At 63.0% G+C, this 18552-nt stretch carries 18 protein-coding genes and 1 tRNA gene; 11 read left to right on the forward strand and 8 right to left on the reverse strand.

All coding sequences use genetic code 11. The annotated features are described in order from the left end of the window. Positions 1–9 precede the first annotated feature (9 nt). Positions 10–105 (forward strand) — tRNA-Sec (locus BFE01S_RS43840). A 33-nt stretch (positions 106–138) separates the two neighbouring features. Here the strand turns inward: BFE01S_RS43840 and BFE01S_RS02035 are convergent. Next, positions 139–1851 carry a GGDEF domain-containing protein gene (locus BFE01S_RS02035; RefSeq protein WP_169742586.1) on the reverse strand — a complete coding sequence of 571 codons (1713 nt, stop codon included), beginning with the start codon at positions 1849–1851 and terminating at the stop codon, positions 139–141. Positions 1852–1896: 45 nt separating this feature from the next. Here BFE01S_RS02035 and BFE01S_RS02040 point away from each other — a divergent pair, with 45 nt between their 5' ends. Next, positions 1897–3165 carry a GGDEF domain-containing protein gene (locus BFE01S_RS02040; protein WP_245621007.1) on the forward strand — a complete coding sequence of 423 codons (1269 nt, stop codon included), beginning with the start codon at positions 1897–1899 and terminating at the stop codon, positions 3163–3165. A gap of 52 nt (positions 3166–3217) precedes the next feature. Here BFE01S_RS02040 and BFE01S_RS02045 read toward each other — a convergent pair whose 3' ends face one another. From BFE01S_RS02045 to BFE01S_RS02065, 4 genes are all read right to left on the reverse strand, one after another. Further along, positions 3218–3745, reverse strand: a complete 528-nt coding sequence (locus BFE01S_RS02045; protein ID WP_052420761.1) for an SRPBCC domain-containing protein — start codon at positions 3743–3745, stop codon at positions 3218–3220. A 25-nt stretch (positions 3746–3770) separates the two neighbouring features. Further along, entirely contained in the window at positions 3771–5009 is a 1239-nt protein-coding gene (locus BFE01S_RS02050) for an aspartyl protease family protein (protein ID WP_028224160.1), read from the reverse strand. Positions 5010–5382: 373 nt separating this feature from the next. After that, the gene (locus BFE01S_RS02060) at positions 5383–6219 is read right to left on the reverse strand and encodes a class I SAM-dependent methyltransferase (RefSeq protein WP_028224161.1); all 837 of its coding nucleotides are present in this window, start codon (positions 6217–6219) and stop codon (positions 5383–5385) included. An 82-nt stretch (positions 6220–6301) separates the two neighbouring features. Further along, positions 6302–7054 carry a membrane protein gene (locus tag BFE01S_RS02065; RefSeq protein ID WP_028224162.1) on the reverse strand — a complete coding sequence of 251 codons (753 nt, stop codon included), beginning with the start codon at positions 7052–7054 and terminating at the stop codon, positions 6302–6304. On the opposite strand from BFE01S_RS02065, the gene BFE01S_RS44920 reads away from it, so the two are divergent. Beyond that, positions 6998–7276, forward strand: a complete 279-nt coding sequence (locus BFE01S_RS44920) for a hypothetical protein (RefSeq protein ID WP_169742580.1) — start codon at positions 6998–7000, stop codon at positions 7274–7276. The two genes, BFE01S_RS02065 and BFE01S_RS44920, sit on opposite strands and share 57 nt — an antisense overlap. Here BFE01S_RS44920 and BFE01S_RS02070 read toward each other — a convergent pair. Beyond that, entirely contained in the window at positions 7239–8144 is a 906-nt protein-coding gene (locus BFE01S_RS02070) for a LysR family transcriptional regulator (protein ID WP_028224163.1), read from the reverse strand. The two genes, BFE01S_RS44920 and BFE01S_RS02070, sit on opposite strands and share 38 nt — an antisense overlap. A gap of 192 nt (positions 8145–8336) precedes the next feature. On the opposite strand from BFE01S_RS02070, the gene BFE01S_RS02075 reads away from it, so the two are divergent. The 4 genes from BFE01S_RS02075 to BFE01S_RS43845 are packed head-to-tail and all read left to right on the forward strand — an operon-like array spanning position 8337 to position 12328. After that, on the forward strand, positions 8337–9785 hold the full coding sequence (locus tag BFE01S_RS02075; RefSeq protein ID WP_028224164.1) for a M20 family metallopeptidase: 1449 nt from the start codon (positions 8337–8339) through the stop codon (positions 9783–9785). After that, positions 9775–11067, forward strand: a complete 1293-nt coding sequence (locus BFE01S_RS02080; RefSeq protein ID WP_028224165.1) for an MFS transporter — start codon at positions 9775–9777, stop codon at positions 11065–11067. The genes BFE01S_RS02075 and BFE01S_RS02080 overlap by 11 nt, the downstream gene beginning before the upstream one ends. Positions 11068–11102: 35 nt before the next feature. After that, complete coding sequence (locus tag BFE01S_RS02085) at positions 11103–12152, forward strand: serine hydrolase domain-containing protein (RefSeq protein ID WP_028224166.1); 1050 nt, start codon at positions 11103–11105, stop codon at positions 12150–12152. 38 nt (positions 12153–12190) lie between these two features. Next, positions 12191–12328: a hypothetical protein gene (locus BFE01S_RS43845; protein ID WP_156966872.1), complete on the forward strand. Its 138-nt coding sequence runs from the start codon at positions 12191–12193 to the stop codon at positions 12326–12328. 167 nt (positions 12329–12495) lie between these two features. Here BFE01S_RS43845 and BFE01S_RS02095 read toward each other — a convergent pair whose 3' ends face one another. Then, positions 12496–13545 carry a methyl-accepting chemotaxis protein gene (locus tag BFE01S_RS02095; protein WP_028224167.1) on the reverse strand — a complete coding sequence of 350 codons (1050 nt, stop codon included), beginning with the start codon at positions 13543–13545 and terminating at the stop codon, positions 12496–12498. 524 nt (positions 13546–14069) lie between these two features. Here BFE01S_RS02095 and BFE01S_RS02100 point away from each other — a divergent pair. After that, complete coding sequence (locus BFE01S_RS02100; protein WP_028224168.1) at positions 14070–14471, forward strand: hypothetical protein; 402 nt, start codon at positions 14070–14072, stop codon at positions 14469–14471. 47 nt (positions 14472–14518) lie between these two features. On the opposite strand, the gene BFE01S_RS02105 is transcribed toward BFE01S_RS02100, so the two are convergent. Next, positions 14519–14827, reverse strand: a complete 309-nt coding sequence (locus BFE01S_RS02105; RefSeq protein ID WP_028224169.1) for a HigA family addiction module antitoxin — start codon at positions 14825–14827, stop codon at positions 14519–14521. A gap of 429 nt (positions 14828–15256) precedes the next feature. Between BFE01S_RS02105 and dnaN the strand changes: the two genes are divergently transcribed. The 3 genes from dnaN (at position 15257) to BFE01S_RS02120 (ending at position 18541) form a co-directional block, all read left to right on the forward strand. Continuing rightward, complete coding sequence (gene dnaN, locus BFE01S_RS02110) at positions 15257–16363, forward strand: DNA polymerase III subunit beta (RefSeq protein WP_052420763.1); 1107 nt, start codon at positions 15257–15259, stop codon at positions 16361–16363. 91 nt (positions 16364–16454) lie between these two features. Continuing rightward, entirely contained in the window at positions 16455–17204 is a 750-nt protein-coding gene (locus BFE01S_RS02115) for a response regulator (RefSeq protein ID WP_028224171.1), read from the forward strand. Then, on the forward strand, positions 17201–18541 hold the full coding sequence (locus BFE01S_RS02120; RefSeq protein WP_028224172.1) for an ATP-binding protein: 1341 nt from the start codon (positions 17201–17203) through the stop codon (positions 18539–18541). The genes BFE01S_RS02115 and BFE01S_RS02120 overlap by 4 nt, the downstream gene beginning before the upstream one ends. Positions 18542–18552: the final 11 nt, after the last annotated feature.

Consider the following 18552-nt stretch of genomic DNA (forward strand, 5'->3'; position numbering starts at 1 on the left):
GTGTGCGAAGGAAGGCATTCGTATCCGGTGGTACGGCCAGGCTTCAAACCTGGTTGGGGACGTCAGCCGTTCCCAGGTCGGTTCGACTCCGGCTGCTTTCCGCCACTCGCAAGGCGCCTTGGCGCGAATACCTGGCCGCTACTGCATGCCACTGCGCAGAATACCGCACTCCGTAGTGACCTCAATGCGGTTGCGGCCACACTGTTTTGCCCGGTAGAGCGCCTGATCTGCGGCCGCCACAATATCCGCCGGGCCGCCTTGCGGCGATTCGAACACGGCAGCCCCCACGCTTACCGTGACAAACGGCCCCGTTGCCGTTTCGTTGCGAAGTTCGAGCATGCGAATGGCTTCCTGCATCGTCAGGGCCACCCGGCGCGCGCCGGCTTCATCGGTCGAAGGCAGAATCGCGGCAAACTCTTCGCCGCCGTAGCGGGCGAGCAGATCGCCGGCGCGCGGCAACGTGGATTGCAGCGCGAGTGCAACGGAAACGAGGCAACGGTCCCCAGCCGGATGTCCAAAGCGGTCGTTGAGCTGCTTGAAATAGTCGATGTCGATTAGCAGCAGCGCAATCGGATGCCGGTGGCGGATAGCGCGATTCCATTCGAGCACCAGTGCCTCGTCGAAGCGGCGACGGTTCGCGGTATGGGTCAAGGCGTCCGTGAGCGCGATCTGCTCCAGGCGGTCTCGCGCCTCGCGCAACTCGCGTTGTATGCGGATGTACCTGCTCTGGAGCAGCGTCGAGCGGGTTCCATAGAGCGCGATAGCCGCGAAAACGCCCGCCGTTCCCACGTAGAAATGCCGGCGCATCAGCGAGGTGCTGAGCGCGAGCAGAGCCACCGTATAGAAAACCGGGCTGACGTTTTCGACGAACAGGGCGAGTGTGTGCCGGTGGGGCGCTCCCCCTGCTTCAGCGGCTTCGTCGCCTTCAACGCGCAACGGGCGCGGCGCCCCGGCTGCCACGGCGAGGAACAGGAATGGCAGATCGACCAGCACATCCATCGAGGTATGCGCGTTCGACACCGCCGCCCAGTTGTTGTACACGTAGGCCATGAGCGCGTAGATCCACAGGAAACGGAACAGGATCAGGTAAAACCGGCGCTCCGGGCCTCGTGGCTGGGCGAGCACGCGCAAGGTGGCCGCGATGGCAAGAATGAAATTCTCGGTGTTATAGGTCAGAACAAGCGTGGAAGCCGAAACCGGCGCGAGGGTGTCGTCCGCAAACGGCATGGCCGAAAAAATGCTGATGTACAGCAGAAAGCCCGTTAGCAGGGCCTGCGTCGCGTCGATCCAGATGAAAGAGGGGATGCGTTGTTCCTCCGATGCCGACGAAAGGGCCAGCAGAACCGGCACGCCATAAAGGAAGAACGCGAAATCCGAAAACCATGCGGCGCTCTGCGGAAGGTGCTGCCAGATATCTTCCCAGGCACTGAGGAAAATGCCGCACGCCCACAGAAAAATACCTGCGCTGAGCAGAACCCAGGGCAAACGTGCCCCCGACGTTTCAGCCCTGGCCTGCCAGCAGCAACTGGCAAAGGCAAGCAGCGGCGCCAGCAGCAGAAACGGATAAGTGACCAGCGTAGCCTGCGCGGGCAGTAACCATAGACCTGTAACATGCAGCAGCACGAACGTGGCGGCAAGCACCACGAGATGTGTCAACGTCGGCGGGCGGCGCACGGTCTGATCCCGGGGCCCAGGAGGCAAGTGGAAGTCGCAGGAGCGGGCATAGGCTGACGCAATGCTTTCGTTGCCTTGCTTATGCAGGCATTCTCCATAGTATGATCGACGGCACGCAGGGCGAAAACTTGAGGCTCCTTGCGCACAATGTGGGTGCGGGTGCTGGTGGGATCGCACTTGCGTTGCGCGGGCCGCGCGTCGAAGCAAAGGCACCGGCGTGCTTTGCTGGAACTTCTTTACAAATCGGGTGCGCCGGCTTTTGCTCCACCGGTGCCTTATGCCTTCCGGGTCGGGTTGTCCTGCATGCTAGATCCCGCAGTAGCCATTGCCATCTCTGCGCTGATGAGCCTGATGTTGACGCCGCTGTTGGGCTCACTGCTTCGCTCCAGAATGCCGGGCGTATCTGACTGGTTTGCCTCCAACCTCATGATGGTGGTGGCGCTGCCGCTCATTTTATTGCGCGGACGGATTCCGGACGCCGTATCGGTCGTCGTGGCAAACGAGTTGATGGCGCTTTCGGCCGTTATTTATTACGTGGGCTGCGCACGCTTTCTCCAGCGCCCGGTTCGCTGGAGCGTCCTGATTGCTGGGCTGGTCGCGCTTGGCGCCGCCCTGGTGTACTGGCGCTACGTTGTCGACAGCATTCCGCAGCGTGTGCTCGTCACGGTACTCTTTTCGGCTGCGTTGTGCATGGCCGTTGCGGTCCTCGTTGTGCGCCACCGGCCGCCCGCGCGAGCGGCGTATCCGTATTGGGCGACGGCAACGATGGCACTTGTGCTCGGTGTCTGCCAGCTTGTGAGAGGCGTGTATTTCACGACGCTGACCGGTACGACGAACACGCTGCTGTTTGCCACCGCCGGGAGTGTGGCGTTGCTGGCGATCGGCGGGGCAATCATGCCGATGCTTTCGATGGCGGCGATGATGATGGTGCATGACGCCCTCCTCACCGATGCGCGTGCCGCCGCCGACCGCGATTTCCTGACCGGTGCGCTGTCGCGCAAGGGGTTCGAGGCCGCTGTGCAGCGCCTGTCTGCCGGCGCTGTGAGCTCCGGCGTGCCGCTTTCTCTTTTGATCGTCGACCTCGATCATTTCAAGGCAATCAACGACACGTTCGGTCATGCGGGCGGCGACGCGGTGTTGCGCGAGTTTGTCCGTCGAGTCGAGAGTCAGCTAAGGCGAGGCGATGTGCTGGGGCGCATGGGCGGCGAAGAGTTTGCGATACTGCTGCCCGAGGCTGGGACGGACGACGCGCTGCGCTTCGCAGAGAGGCTGAGTCGCTCCGTGACCCTGCAACCGGTGGATACCGGCTCGGGGCCTCGCAGGTACAGCTTCAGCGGAGGTATCGCGGCATGGCAGCCAGGGGATACATTCGATCTCCTGAATATGCGCGCGGACGCCGCGCTTTACGAGGCGAAGTACTCGGGCCGAAACCGGATCTGTGTCTATCAGGGGCGGACGGAGGAGAGCGCCTTCGCGAGCGTGCCACCCTGAACTCGATGGCGGGCTGGTTAGCGGCCGTTGTTACCCAGTGCGAGCCGACTGGCTATTTCGGCGATTGACCCGACACTAGCTCGGCTCGCTTCTTCAACGCATCGTTCATTGCATGCATGCTATTCACCGTGTCTTTCAGGACGCTCTCGGTCAGTGCGCCAGCAAGAATGCCGGTGAACGTTTCACTCTGGATAAAGCGCGTTTTATTGCCCACGGCCTCGAGAACGAAACGGTGCTCGCCGTCGAAAATACCCGGAAACCCGACGTACCCCTTCCATCGCAATTCTCGATCAGCCTGCACCGCAAGTATCGTGGGATGAAACACCATCGCGTCCGGCCCCGTCCCCTCGACGAACTCGATGACGTTGCCCTCGCGAAGCTGTCCGTGAAGCTGTGAAATCTCGGGATTCCACAACGGGTAATCGTCGGTTGCCGTGAGCACCGTCCACACGGTCTGAGGCGAACTGTCGATCAAGGTCTCTGTCTCAATCGACCCATTGTGATGCAGCGTTAGTATGACCAGAAAGCACAGGAAAACCACTCCAGCCAATCCGTACGTAACGCGCTTTGCCAGATTCAAGGTGCATTCCTTGCGGTCGAAGAAGTCATATATGGGCGGCTGTGCCGGAGCGCCCAGTTAGCGCAGCCTGGGGCGAGATCAGATCCTGAAGTACAACATGGGTCAGTTGAACTCCGCTTGCCCGGCTTACGAGCACGGCAACACTCGATATGCCCGGCTCCTCAAGCAGCGTGCGGATCGCGAACAACGTATTCGCATCTGCTGGCAGGGCACCTACTTTCGTGACGACGTCGCCGTCATGCACGCCGGCCTTTGCCGCGGGTCCGTTTGCGATCACGTCGATTACGCGCAGCCCCTGCGGGGATAGCCCCAGCCACATGCCACTTCGATCGTACCGGTCCGGGACATCGAACCCGGCGCTCTTCGAAAGCCACATCACGCGATGACCATAGTCGAATGAGACCGTAAATCGCTTCAGAATGCCCATGCCGATACTTCCCGCGCGGTCACTCCGGGTAAATGCGCCGGCTGCCTGAAGCGACAGACGCGTGACGGGTGGCGGCACGGCAAGATTGCCGATGGAAAAGCGTGCTGGCCTTCCGACAATGCCGCGGATCGGACCGCCGCCGCCGTACCCGGTCATGGCTTCAACGGTAGTCCCCATTTTCATGTCGAGTTGATGGGAACGCCAGAAGCCGTTGAACAGCGTCAGGCTGAAGCGGTCGCCGGTATCGATCTGAAACAAGGCAGTTGTGCCATCAATGGAAGCTTCCACAAGCGGTGTTTCGTTCTCGTCCAATGTGAACGGAACCGGTATCGCATCTGCCGCCGGCTTGAATTGATCCTGATCCTGAATGGCTACCTGCTTGCGCGCAGCATCCAGCGTCACAACGTATTTCCGGAATAGCTCTGCGCCAAGCACACCGTCGAAATGCTGAAAGCCGATGACGCGACTCAGTCGAGTCGTGTCCATTGCCGGGATATCCAGGTCGCCGAGGGAGAATGAGCCGACGGCCAGGTCGTTCAGGTGGACGTTGCTAAAAGAGAGAGGCTGCTCGCCGGCGCCTGTTCCCGTTCCGGCGCCCACAGGGACGAGCTTCAATTTTTCCGCTAACGCGGTACTGATCGTCGAACTGGACGAGCCCGTATCCAGAATGAAAGCGAATGGACCCTTTGCATCGACCTGCACATCAACGAAGGCACGGTTATCGATGATAGAAAGCGGAAAACGTCCGGGTTGGCGACCTTCGGATGCCGACGCGAGACTGGTTATAGAGGCAGACAGCCAGAGCAGGGCAAAGAGGCTTGCGCGCGCGAGACGCATGTTTTTCTCCCCAGATCGATACGCGACTTGTACGGCTTGCGCTTGCTTACGAGCCGAGAGGCAGAAGCATTGGCAGGCTTGTTCCTTTGCGTGGCTCTGCGTCAACGACCGAGATCCGCATCCTTGCCCTCGCAATCGTGATGAAAGGTAGATCGACGCATGCACAGGACTGTCGACGACTTCGACGAAGCGTTACAGCATTTCCTGCGTATAGGTGCCACGCTTTACCGAGGGCCGGCCCACGTGGAAGCCGGCAAGCAGATGTGCATGCTGCGCGATCCTTGGGAAAATTGCATCGGGCTCTATGGCTAAGGCTAAATGGCGTCGATGCTGGAAAAGCACCACCGGGGCAATGCCGCCTGATTAGCCCATTTCACCGTGCCCGCGCAGCGACTAGCCGAAGCCCGCAACCGTAACGGAGTTTCCCGTTACTATCGCAATGACTCGCCAGCGCCGCCATGGTGCGCTTGCGCAACTTCTCTTGTCCCTCGGAAGACAGCAAGTCAACGTCGTAGGTCGTCGATAGAAAGGAATCCCAGATCTCCGTTGGCGTTGCATCGATTCTCAGATCAACATCGGCAAACCTGCAATCGGTGAAGGAGGGTGACAGGAGCGTGCGCCATCCTTCTTCGCTTGTCGTTCTTTCGTTGTGCAAGCACAGAGATATGTTTTCCTCTCGCAGAATCGGTCGCAGTTCGTTCAGGTACAGATGCCTGACCGGCTCCAGCAATCCCTTGCCGCCGACTATGAACGCGACTAAACCGGACGGACGTAGAATCCGGCGTATCTCCGAGAAAACTTGCTCGAGGTCGCCCATGAGCATCAAAGCCATATGACTGAGCACAACGTCTATCGATCCCGTCGCGATCGATAGATCCTGTGCGCGCTCCCTTAACAAGGCAATATCGGCGGGTAATACGGCTCGGGCGACGTCCAGTTCTCCGTCGCTCATGTCAACGCCGATCAATCGCAATCCTCGATGCTTCTGCGCAGCCAGTAAGCCGAGCAGGTGGCCGTCTCCACAGCCGATGTCCACAACCGATAGCGCGTTGTCGTCCAACGGGAGCATCGAAGCCAAAGCATGGTAGGACGATGCATGGACGACACCGTTGAGCGAGGCGGGAACCGCTCCAAACGCAATGCTCGTGGAGCTGACTATCCGTCGATGGAAGTCCAGCAAATAATTTTCGGCTTCGGTATGCGCGTTCAAGCGTTGACTCCCTTCGTCAATGTGGAGATAAGCGTGGAGACAAGCAGCCAACGCCCCCTTTCTGCTGAGGGCCTCCTTGCGTTCATCGCGCCAGCGCGGCCTGGGCTCGTTGCAGCCACTCGCTGTTGTGTTCGCGGGCATGGCGCGGCCAGTGCCGGGCATCGTGCACGATCTCGGCATACAGTTCGCGGGCGCGCACGTGGTCTGCCTCATCGGGCTGTGCGGATAGCCAGTCGGCGTACAGGCACCGTGGCTCGGCGTCGCGCGCACTGGCGAGTGCCGTCTCGAATGCGGCGCGTGTCTGTGGCGCGGCTGTCGCGGCCAACGCCCGCGCATACAGCAAGGCAGGCTCGGGCTGCTGGCGGCAAATGGGATGGGCGGCGAATAGCCGCTCCAGCGTCTCCCTCGTGGCCGACGCATCGCCGGTGGCGAACTGCGCGCGCGCCATGCCTTCGAGCAGCGCCTGATCGGTGGAGAACGGCCCGCTGGCCGCCGCCTGATAGTGCGTCAGGGCTTCGGCGGCATCGCCGGCTTCGAGCAGCGCGGCAGCCAGACGCATGCGATGCGCCACGGTCGGCGCACTGTCGAAATCCATGCGCGCCTCGCGCACCGCCCGGTTGGGATCGACGAGCCGGGAGAGGGTGCGCGTCGCGGCCCGCGCTCCCCGCGACTGGCGAAGCGCCGGCAAATAAACGGCAAAGAGGTAGACGGCGCTGCCAATGCCGGGAAAGAGAAACAGGATCAGCAGCCAGTACATGTTCTGCTGGGTGCGCACTGCATGGACGGCAAAGAACAACGCGATGATGACGTGAAGGCTGATTCCGAAAATGGGCATGTACAAATTCCGGTAGGGTGCGTGGCTGAAGTCGGATCGGCAAAAGCGCTGACTCCGATTGTGACAGAAGTACACGAGTCCGCCCGCATGCGCGTTGGCTCGATCAGCCGCGCGTTGTCAGGCAGCGAACTTGCGATTCGTCTTCTATCGCGAACAAGCCTTGTGTTTCCAAAAGGAAAAGACGCTAGTCCACCAGTTCCGGCGTTTCAATCGCCTCTTTAACCAGATCCACGAACGCAACAACGGCACGCGGCAAGGTGCGGCCCGCCATCGTCTGGATCTGCAGCGTGCGTTGGTGCAGTTCGGGGTTGGTGATGGGCAGGGCGGTCAGTCCGCCGGGTCCCAAGCGGCTGCGCGCCGTGAGATAGCCGGCCAGCGTGATTGCATCGGTATTGAGCACGAAGCTTTGGAGTGCTGTCTGAAGGTTGGCGACGAAGACAGGCTCGAAAATAAGACCCTCCAGACTGCACGCAATATCGAACAACTGCCGCAGCGTTCCGCTTTCGTTATTCATGGCAACCGGCCACGACACCAGGTCGGCAAGCGCCACGGCCTCCCGCGAAGCAAGCGGATGTCCGCTTCGCATCACCGCATAAATGGGCGCCCGCTGTGCGTAGTGCACATGCACATCTTTTTCCGGCGCCATGCTGAAGCACACGGCCACGTCGTGCGTGCCTTCGCGCACGCGCTGCGTGGCCACCGAGGGCGCGGAAACATCCATCTGGAAGTGCGCGCCCGGCCAGGTCTTGAGGAAATGCCGGCAGACCTGCGGAAGAAAATCCGGCGCGACGCCTTGCGACGCAGCGATACGCAGCATGACGCGCCCGTGCGCGCTCAAGCCGCGAATCTCGTCGATCACGCGTTCTTCCTCGAGCTGGCTGCGCCGCGCATGATTGGCGACGAGGCGTCCCGCCTCGGTCAACACCATGCCGCGCGGCCGGCGTTCGAAGAGCGGCGTGCCCATCTGCTCTTCGAGCTTCGCGATCTGCCGGCTCAGTGCCGACACGGCCACGAACAGCCGTTCGGAAGCCTTGCTGAGCGAGCCGCTGCGGGCGACCTCGAGAAAGTAGCGTAAAGCGGTTTGATCCATGGTATCGGCACCCCGGTGGCTACGGGAAAACACGGGTGAGCTTTGCCGATTCGGCAAAGATCGGTGAGAAATATTGTAATTGTCCAGAAATATCGTCCGCGTCAGCATGAATACATGACGTCCGATCCGGGGTGGTGTGCCACGCACCATGCGCTGCCCGGCGGCCGCTCTCACGCCTGAACGGAGACCCCTGTGACTCGCGACACCGCCATCCAGTTAGCCACGCATTGCTACGAATCCGGAGCCTTTCTCGACGACTTGCAGCGCCGTGTCGCCGTACGCACGGAAAGCCAGGAGGCCGGCAGCTACGCGCTGTTGCGCGCCTATCTCGACGAGGAACTCATGCCCACGCTCGCGGCCTGGGGCTTCGCTTGCCGCATCGTCGAGAATCCCGTTGACGGCGCGGGCCCGTTTCTCGTTGCCCACCGGCACGAGGGCGACGATCTGCCGACGGTGCTGAGCTATGGTCACGGCGACGTGGTGCGCGGCTACGACGCCCAGTGGTCCGAGGGGCTTTCGCCCTGGCGCGTCGCCTTGCGCGGCGAGCGCTGGTACGGCCGCGGCACGGCCGACAACAAGGGCCAGCACAGCATCAATCTCGCCGCGCTCAAAGCCGTGCTCGACGCACGCGGCGGCCGGCTGGGGTTCAACGTGAAGCTGCTGTTCGAAACCGGGGAGGAGCGGGGCTCGCCGGGACTCGCCGCGCTGTGCGCGCAGTTGCGCGACGAACTCGCCGCCGATGTGCTGATCGCTTCGGACGGCCCACGGCTCGCCGCCGGCCGCCCGACGATTTTTCTCGGCTCGCGCGGCTCGATCAATTTCCGCCTCGACGTCAAGCTGCGCGACGGCGCGCATCACTCGGGCAACTGGGGCGGCCTGCTGCGCAATCCGGGTGTCGTGCTCGCCAATGCCATTGCCTCGATGGTCGATGCGAACGGCCGCATCGCGATTGATGGGCTGCGGCCGCCGCCGGTTCCGGACGCCGTGCGCCGCGCGCTCGCCGAGGTCGTTGTAGGCGGCAATCCGGACGAGCCCGCAGTCGATGCCGATTATGGCGAACCCGGCCTGACACCGGCCGAGCGCGTGTTCGCCTGGAACACCATCGAAGTGCTGGCGTTTCGCACCGGCAACCCGGAGAAGCCGGTGAACGCGATTCCGCCGCATGCGTTCGCGCACATGCAGTTGCGCTTCGTGGTCGGGACCGACTGGCAGAACCTGCAGCAGATCGTGCGCCGCCATCTGGACGCGCAGGGCTACACGATGGTCGAGGTCGAAGTCGAGCGCGGCATGTCCGCCACGCGCGTCGATCCGGACAACCCATGGGTGGAGTGGGCCCGGCGCTCGCTCGCGCAGACCACGGGAGCGCAACCGGTGCTGCTGCCCAACCTCGGCGGCACGCTGCCCAACGACGTGTTCGCCGATGTGATCGGCATGCCCACGCTCTGGGTGCCGCATTCGTACCCTGGTTGCTCGCAGCACGCGCCCGACGAGCACATGCTCGGCCCCGTGATACGCGAAGGACTCCAGATCATGGCCGGGCTCTTCTGGGATCTCGGCACGCGCGAGGCCGGGGTGCCCGGCAGCAACTCCGCTTTTCATCTGCCCCGCAAATTTACCGGAGGCCTACGCCATGAGCAGTGAATCCGCCACGCTGACGCAAGCGCCGCACACGCAGGCGTCGAAGTCGAATGTCACCCGGCTGATCGTCGCGACTTCCATTGGCAACGCGCTCGAGTTCTACGATCTCGTCGCGTACGGCTACTTCGCCACAACGCTTTCGCGCCTGTTCTTCCCGGTGCACGATCGCACGATCTCGCTGCTGCTCACCTTCGGCACCTTCGCGCTGTCTTACCTGGCGCGCCCGGTCGGTGCGCTCGTGCTCGGCTCGTACAGCGACCGCCACGGACGCAAGGCGTCGCTCACCCTGTCGATCGCGTTGATGACGGTCGGCACGGGCATGCTCGCGCTCATGCCCTCGTACGACACCATCGGGTTCGCCGCGCCGATTCTCATCTTCTGCTCGCGGCTGCTGCAAGGCTTTTCCGCAGGCGGCGAATTCGGCAGCTCCACGGCATTTCTCGTCGAGCATGCGCCCAGGCGAAGCGGCTTCATGTCGAGCTGGCAGTTTTCGAGTCAGGGCGCGAGCACGCTGCTTGCCTCGCTGTTCGGTGTGGTGCTCACAGGGTTTTTGACGCCGCCGCAACTCGAAGGCTGGGGATGGCGCATCCCATTTCTGTTCGGCATGCTGATCGGTCCGATCGGCCTGTACATTCGCCGCCGCATGGAGGAAACGCCGGAGTTCGAGCAGGCCGAGAAGCTTGCTTCGCCGGTGCGCGAAGTGCTGGCGAAGCAGAAGGAGCGCGTGCTGATCGCCATCGGCTCGCTCGTGCTCACCACCACGGCCAACTACATGCTGCTCTATATGCCCACCTACGCGGCGCGGCAATTGGGTCTCGCCCCGTCGTCGGGCTTCATTGCTACCCTGAGCGCGGGCTTCATCATGATGGTGCTGGTGCCGTTCGTCGGACATCTCTCGGACAAGATCGGCCGCACGCGCATCATGCTCGTGGCGGGCGTGATTTTCTTCGTCACGATTTATCCGGCATTCGTGCTGATGAATGCGCATCCGTCGCTGCCCACGCTGCTGATCGCCGTGATCTGGGTTGCGCTGCTCAAGGCCACGTACTTCGCGCCCATCCCTGCGCTCATGGCCGAGCTGTTCCCCACGGCGACCCGCACGACCGGCATGGCGCTCGGCTATAACATCGGCACGACGCTGTTCGGCGGCTTCACGCCGTTCGCGGTCACCTCGCTGATTGCCGTGACCCACAACAATCTCGCGCCGGGCTTCTACCTCATGATCGCCGCGGTCGTGAGTCTGTTCACGATAGGCTGGGCGCGCGCGCGTCGGCTCGCGCGATGAACGACCTTCACCCTGGAAAGAATCCGGAAATGCAGATGAACAAGGCTTTGCAAAGCGCCATCCAGTTTTCCGTCGATCATGAATCGACCTGGACGCGCGAGGTCGATGGCGAATGGGGCGTCCACATCAAGGATCCCGCACCCTGGAACCGTCTGCTCGGTCCCGTGCACGACCGCGGACCCGTATCGGGCGCGCTCGCCCTCGACTCGCGTGTACTCGCGACGTGGGGCGAGCCGGATCGCGCGGACCTCACGTTCAGTATTGCCAAGACCTATCTCGCGCTGCTTGCCGGCGTCGCCCACGACCGCGGCCTGCTGCCCGACCTGGACGAAGCGGTGCACGTGCTCGTGCCCGGTATCGGCTTCGACGATCCACACAACGCGCAGGTGACGTGGGCCCAGTTGCTGCAGCAGACGAGCGAGTGGCAGGGCGTTTGTTTCGGCCTGTCCGACCAGGCGGACCACTACCGCGCGGTGACGTTCGGCGAACCGCCCAACGGCAAAAAGGGCGATCTTCGGCCCTTGCAGGCGCCCGGCACCTACTGGGAATACAACGACGTGCGGATCAATCAGCTATCGCTCGCGTTGCTGCATCTGTTCGGCGCGCCGTTGCCGGACGTGTTTCGCGAAGCGATCGCGCGCCCTTGCGGTGCGAGCGAGAACTGGCGCTGGGTGGGCTACGACCACGCGTGGGTGGAGATCGGCGGGCGACGCGTGCAGTCGGTGCCCGGCGGCACACATTGGGGCGGCGGCATGTCGATCAGCGCGAACGACCAGTTGAAGATCGCCCAGATGCTGCTGGACGACGGCATGGCCGCCGGCCGCCGCGTGCTGTCCCGCGAATGGATCGCGCGCATGCGCGCGCCTTGCGCGATTGCGCCGTACTACGGCTATCTCGTGTGGCTCAACACGGCGCGGAAGATGTTTCCGGGCGTGCCGGCGTCGAGCTATTTCGGCGTGGGCGCGGGTAGCTCGTTCATGTGGATCGAACCTTCGCTGCGCCTCGCGCTTATCGTGCGGTGGCTCAATCCGGATTACGCGAACGAGTTTTTTGCGTGCGTCTACGAGGCCGTCAAGTCCCTGTAGATAGGGGTTCACTGCAGGCCCTGAGCGACGCGTTCCCGATGCTCGATCTTCCTGTTCCAGGGCGCCCGCGCACGGACTGCGCCGCCAACGAACTCGAGACGGAAATCATCGTGAATGCGCGCTACCGGATTGCCTGTGCAACCATGGCCGTGACGCTCTCGCTCATGTCGGCCTGAGCGATGGCCTATGAAGGCGGAGACTACGGCTACATCATGAGTCCGCACCCGGCCATTACCGACACCTTCGCCCTGGGTACTGGCGCGACCTCTGGGGGGACTGCCGCGATACGCCTTATCGCGGCAGTCTGCCGAATGGCGAGTGGCGGTAATACCTCGCTGGCGGCTTAGCGGGCGGCAGCAGGAGCCGGCTGCTGGCAAATCACCCCGTACCAGCCTAATCCGCGATACGTCTCGTAACCTGGCGTGGCAGCGAACGAAACCGTGCTTCCGTTCGCTGCGCGGTAGAAGCCTGCTTTTTTGCCTTCAGTTTGCAGTACGAAGCGATCGTTGAGGATGCCTTTGTCGTCCGAGGAGGCGATCACACGAAACGACGCGTCGAGAATCATGCAGCGCGTGCGCGCCCATTCCTCGTCGCTCAGGCGCACGCCTTTCACAACCGCGCTGGCTTGCGGCGCCCAGTCGAAGAAGATCACGAGTGCACCCAGCACGCGGCCATGGGCGAGCCCCGCTTCGCGAATCGCCGTCGAATAGGTGGCCACCTGAGCGTCGCGCAACAGGGCAAGCTGCTCGACGTCGCGGGCCACGTAGTCCGCACCGGACCGGGTTTTCATGGCGGCCTTGAACCATTCGGCCTCGGCCACGTTCTTGCCTTGCACCGGATAGAGCGCCGGACGTCCGTTCGCAACGACCACGCCATGCTCGTCCACCACCCACAGGTCACGATAGACCGTGTAGCTGTCGAGGATTACCGAGAGCCGTTCGCACGCGTGCTCCGCCGCGGCGGCGTCGCGATTCGCGAGGCACGCCACGACGGCCGAGTCCGTGGCCCACCAGCGAACGTCGCACGATCGTTCGTAGAGGTTGCGGTCGATCACGTCGATCATGTTCAGTGCGAGGTCGGCGCAGCGCTGCCCATCGTGCGAGTGCAGCCGTTCGATCATGCTGTCGCCGAGCTGCGTGAGCGTGGTCAGCGATCCGGCCAGGTCCTTGTTCAGGTCCGCGGTGATCTCGCCGATCCGTCTGGAAACATGCTTGACCTGGTTGGCAACGACTGCAAAGCCTTTTCCCGCATTGCCTGCGCGTGCCGCTTCGATAAGCGCGTTGAGGGCGAGAAAGGTGGTTTCCCGATTGATGTCATTGATATCGCTGATCTTGTTGGTAGCGAGCCGCTTGACTTCATGGGTGAGGTCTACGATAGCTTGAGGATTGGACATGGGGTGGATCATCGCGTTGGTTTCGGTATGTCGCGATGCAAGCTTCGGGCCTGCAAGCCTTGCGGGTAGTCGCAAACGTTTCCCTGGTTCCGATGCGGCGATTGCACCTGCCGGTTTGCCCCAGCGAGGCGCATGGAGCACCGCTAAAGGGCCGATGGCGGATCGTGGAGAGTGAATGGGGGCCAAATACCGGAAGGGACGGAAACGCAATACCGTCGTTCCCCGCGCGGTGTTAATGTCCGGATAGCGGCCGCGAGCGGGTTTCTGCTCGATACGCTTCTCGCCTGGGCGGCCACGGGAAGGGCTGTGCCGGCGGCGCACCCGCGGTATGCTCAAGCGGTTCGTTTTCGATTCCGCCGCGACATGCGCCCGTCGCGACGGGCGGCAGTTGCGCATATGTTATGGGCTTCTAACGAGGTGCGTCGTCATGGGCTATGGAGAGACGTCAAGCGTGTTTGGCACGGTGGTGGAATCGCGCAGCTTCACGCAGGCGCCCTTCTTCGCGCGCTGCCGGGGGGTGCTTCATGTCCAATGAGTGGAAGCGCCGCTTGAGGCTGTTCGTCCAGCGATTCTGGCAACCCACCAGCGCCTGCATGACCTGCATGCCGGGAAGCTGGGGCAACGTCATGAGCCTCATGCACTGGTCGATTGCGTTGCGCACCGGCCTGTTCACCGGGCTTCTTGCAGTACTCCTCACCTTTACGCCGGCCGCGAAGCTCTACGGCAACCGTTATGGCAATGCGCTGGTTGTCGCGTGCCTGACGACGGTGGGCGATGCCTATTCGCATACGAGCCGCTACCGTATTCCCGTGATCGAGCATGTCACCACGGGTATCGTCTCGGGTCTCTTTGCACTGGCGGCTTCGTATCTGCTGGAAGACCGCGCGCGGCGTGTCCGGGCCGTATGGACGCGCGTTTTCGGGTAGCGGTTGCGTTAATTGTCCGAGCCATTTGGGCGTGCCGGACCGGCGACTCAGAAGAGTGCCGACTGCGCAGCGGGCACGAGGCGGACGACATCGAGTTCTTCCAGGCGCAGCCGCGCCTTCGCCAGATCGTAGAGCACCTGGCGCTGCAGCCACGTTTCCGCGCCGCCGCCAAAGGCCTTGTCGAGGCGCAGCGCCATTTCCGCAGAGATAGCCGCCTTGCCGCCGAGCAGGTTGGTCAGCGCCTGGCGGCTGACGCCCAATACCTGCGCCCCCTCGGTCACTGAGAGATTGAAGCGTTCCAGGCATTGCTGGCGCACGGCTACGCCAGGATGTTCGACTTCGTTCGTGTTTCGCATGAGCAGGGAATATCGCGCGGCCGGGTAGCGGAAGGCTGGTGAGAGGCCATTGCGCGCCGCATTTTAATGAATATGACGCCAGTTTAGCGAAGTCACTCTTGAAAGACAAGTGTCGCTTGTCAGTTGACGTGAAGTTTATTCGCGTTTATTGTCTGAGCCAGCTACATGGCCCGATCGGCATTGCCGTTCCGCAGAATCCGCACGGGCCTCAGTAACCGCAGTATTGAAAGCCAGACGCAATCCTGTATGCGCAGGCGATAAAGACACGCGTTTCAATCCAGTCGATAAGGACTGCAAATTGAAAGAATCGACTGTGTCGACGTACCTCGCACATAGAGATTGTCAATCGAACCAGAAAAACCGCATTGGGACAGGTCGATGCGCCGCCGGCAACGCTGCCCCGGCCGAGTCCCGTAAAAGGAGCGCCCGTTGATTATCGATATCCTGAAGGCCCGGCGGGATGAGCTTCTTCGTCCCTTGCAGGTGGTGTGCGGCATTGTGGAGCGGCGGCATACGCTGCCGGTGCTGGCGAACGTGCTGATTTCGACCGGCGGCGACGGCATCCGCTTTCGAAGCACGGATCTCGATCTCGAACTCGTGGCGAGCGAGGCGATCGAGGCCAACGGCGCAAGCCCGGAAGTGCTGGTGAACGCGCGCAAGCTGCTCGACGTGGTGCGCGCCATGCCGGACACCGAGCTTTCGCTCGCGGTGAGCGACAAACACCTGCTGGTGCGCTCGCAATCGAGCCGTATCCAGTTGCAACTGGCGAATCTCGAAGACTATCCGCTGACGCGCTTCGACGAGGACAACGTCCGCCAGGTCTCGGTCAATGCGGGTGACCTGAAAAGCCTGTTGTACAGCATCCACTTCGCGATGGGCGACAACGACGTGCGCTATTTCCTCAATGGCGCGCTGCTGACCACCGGGCCCCGTCTTACTGCGGTGGCCATTGACGGCCATCGTCTCGCCACGGCAAGCATTTCGCTCGCAGGAGAGACGACCCCCGGCGAGATGATCGTGCCGCGCAAGGCCGCGCTCGAACTCATCCGGTTGCTGCCCGACGACGCATCGCCGGTGAAGATCGAGATTTCGACGCGGTACGCGAAGTTCGCGTTCGCGAATATTGCCTTTACCTGCAAGCTCATCGAGGGACGATACCCGGATTATCGGCGCGTCGTGCCGACCCGCTTCGAAGCGGCGTTTTCGGTGGACAGGCAGGCCCTGCTGGCGTGCCTGCAACGCGCGGTCATCCTGACCTACGAACGGTTTCGGGCCATACGCTGCATTGCCGATGGAGGCCGGCTGACCATTTGCGCGAGCAATACCGAAAACGAAGAGTCCGTCGAGGCCATGGAGATCGACTACAGCGGCAAGCGTGTCGAACTCAGCTTCAATATCCGCTATCTGCTCGACGTGGCCACTACGCTCAAGACGGATCGGCTGCACGTGCAGTTCAGCACGACCCACCTCGGCGCATTGATTTGTGCGCCGGGGCGGGACGACTTCCAGTACGTCGTCATGGCGCTGCGGAACTGATCGGCGGGCCGCGCCCTCAGGAAAGATACGGTAAGAATCCGGAGCCAACGTTTGCGCACTGGGCGCGAGGGCGCTGCCTTAGAATTCCCGCATGAATCCCAGCGTCCTTATCGTCGACGACGACCCGGTCGTGCGCGATTTTCTCAGCCGCTTTCTGCGCTCGCACCACTTCGACGCGGCGGTACTGCACGACGGCAAGCATCTGCAGCGCCGGCTCGAGCGCGAACGTCCGTCCATCGTGGTGCTCGACATCATGATGCCGGAGACCGACGGCCTCGAAGCGATTGCCGCGTTGCGCGCAAGCGGCGACGATATTCCGGTCATCTTCGTGACGGCCCGCGGCAGCGTGTCCGACCGCATACGGGGCTTGACGCTGGGCGCGGACGACTACCTGCCCAAGCCATTCGATCCGCATGAACTGCTGGTACGGATCCAGAACATCCTGCGGCGGCGCGGGCCCTCGACGGCGACCATGCCGGAGGCACGCAGGCGCTATGGCTTCGGGCCGTTCGAACTCGACTTCACGATGCGCAGGCTGTCGCAAGGCGATTCGCAGATCGTGCTGCGCGAAAGCGAGTTCGCTCTCCTCAAGGTGTTTGCCACGCATCCCTACAAGGTGCTTTCGCGCACGCTGATTCACGACATCGTGCATCGCGAGGAGCGGGCTTTTCGCGAGCGCAGTCTCGACGTGCCGATCTGGCGGCTGCGCCGGGTGATCGAGGCCGATCCTTCGAATCCGCTCTACATTCAGACCGTGCGCGGCAAGGGCTATATCTTCGTGCCCGATCCCGCGCATTTCGCCGATACCGCGGGCGAGCCGCGCACCACGCCGGCTCCGTGAGAAGCCCGCTCAATACGCTGTTCGGGCGCATGGCGCTGATGTCCACGGCCGTGCTGCTCGCCATCCAGCTCGGCTGGCTGCTGGTGCTTGCGTGGCAGCGGCCGCACCACGATATGGACGGCTTTGCGCGCGGCATGCTGCTCGCATTGCGTGTGGCCAACGAAGCGCATCCGGAAGAGGCCGGCATGCCGCCGGAGGTGCGCATCGGCCAGCCGCTCGGGCCGCAGTCCGCCGACGACCTGAGCGCCGTATTGCAGGTGCGCCGCGTTGCCGCGTGGAATCTGCCGCCGGGTTTGCATCTGCATCCGCCGCGGCACGGGCCTTTCGTCGATCTGGCTCGCGCGCTGTCCGCGAAGCTGCCGCCCGGCACGGAGATCGCCATGGACGACACGCGCCCGCCGCAGCTCTGGGTACGCTTTCCGGAGAGCGCGACCTGGGTGGTCTTGCCGATCGACATGCCGCCGCCGCCGCGTTTCGCGATCGAAGCGTTCTCGATGCTGGCGGCAGCGCTGATCCTCTCGTTCCTTGCCGCGTGGCAGATCCAGCGGCCGCTTGCGAGCGTCGTGCAGGCGGCGCGCCGGTTCGGCACCGGGGAGCGTATTGCGCCGGTGGACGCGGCAGGGCCGCGCGAACTGCGCGAGCTCAGCGCGACGTTCAACGACATGATGCGCCGGGTCAACGAGGCGGACGACGATCAGGTGGTGATGCTGACCGGCGTCGCGCACGACCTGAAGACGCCGCTCACGCGGCTCAAGCTGCGGGCGAGCATGATGACCGAAGCGAGCGAGCGTGAGGGCATGCTGCATGAGGTCGATTCGCTCACGCACATCGTCCAGCAGTTTCTGGAGTTCGCGCGCCACGAACCCGATAGCGGCAAACAGGTCGAGGTCGATGCCTTCCTGAAAGGCCAGTTCGGCAACGCCGACGACATCGAAGGCGACCTCGAACGCGGGCGGAGTCCGCTGTTCGCCCTCGATTTGCGGGCCGGGCCGCAGTTCACGCTGCCGCGGACTACGCTGGACCGGCTCGTGACGAATCTCGTCGAAAACTCGCTCGAATACGGCGCTGCACCGGTTGCGATCGCAACGTCATTGGACAACGACGTCTGGACGATTTGCGTGCGCGATCATGGCCCCGGCATCGAACCCGATCGCATTGCGGCCGCCATGCGGCCGTTCGTCCGGCTCAATGCCGCGCGGGGCGGCGACGGCCACTGCGGTCTCGGGCTCGCCATCGTCGCGCGGCTCGCGCGCGACATCGGTGGCCGCTGCGTTGTGGGCAATCATCCCGAGGGCGGACTGCAGGTGCGGATCGCCATTCCGGCCACGCGCGGCTGAACGAAAAAACG

It is taken from the genome of Paraburkholderia ferrariae NBRC 106233 (genome assembly GCF_000685035.1).
In the GTDB taxonomy this organism is placed as follows: domain Bacteria; phylum Pseudomonadota; class Gammaproteobacteria; order Burkholderiales; family Burkholderiaceae; genus Paraburkholderia; species Paraburkholderia ferrariae.

Bases quoted from the DNA above. Each gene is read 5' to 3' on its own strand.
- BFE01S_RS02050 (WP_028224160.1), bottom strand. From the start codon at position 5,009: ATGCGTCTCGCGCGCGCAAGCCTCTTTGCCCTGCTCTGGCTGTCTGCC.
- BFE01S_RS44920 (WP_169742580.1), top strand. From the start codon at position 6,998: ATGGACGGCAAAGAACAACGCGATGATGACGTGAAGGCTGATTCCGAA.
- BFE01S_RS02065 (WP_028224162.1), bottom strand. From the start codon at position 7,054: ATGCCCATTTTCGGAATCAGCCTTCACGTCATCATCGCGTTGTTCTTT.
- BFE01S_RS02070 (WP_028224163.1), bottom strand. From the start codon at position 8,144: ATGGATCAAACCGCTTTACGCTACTTTCTCGAGGTCGCCCGCAGCGGC.
- BFE01S_RS02080 (WP_028224165.1), top strand. From the start codon at position 9,775: ATGAGCAGTGAATCCGCCACGCTGACGCAAGCGCCGCACACGCAGGCG.
- BFE01S_RS02085 (WP_028224166.1), top strand. From the start codon at position 11,103: ATGAACAAGGCTTTGCAAAGCGCCATCCAGTTTTCCGTCGATCATGAA.
- BFE01S_RS43845 (WP_156966872.1), top strand. From the start codon at position 12,191: ATGCTCGATCTTCCTGTTCCAGGGCGCCCGCGCACGGACTGCGCCGCC.
- BFE01S_RS02095 (WP_028224167.1), bottom strand. From the start codon at position 13,545: ATGTCCAATCCTCAAGCTATCGTAGACCTCACCCATGAAGTCAAGCGG.
- BFE01S_RS02100 (WP_028224168.1), top strand. From the start codon at position 14,070: ATGTCCAATGAGTGGAAGCGCCGCTTGAGGCTGTTCGTCCAGCGATTC.
- BFE01S_RS02105 (WP_028224169.1), bottom strand. From the start codon at position 14,827: ATGCGAAACACGAACGAAGTCGAACATCCTGGCGTAGCCGTGCGCCAG.
- BFE01S_RS02115 (WP_028224171.1), top strand. From the start codon at position 16,455: ATGAATCCCAGCGTCCTTATCGTCGACGACGACCCGGTCGTGCGCGAT.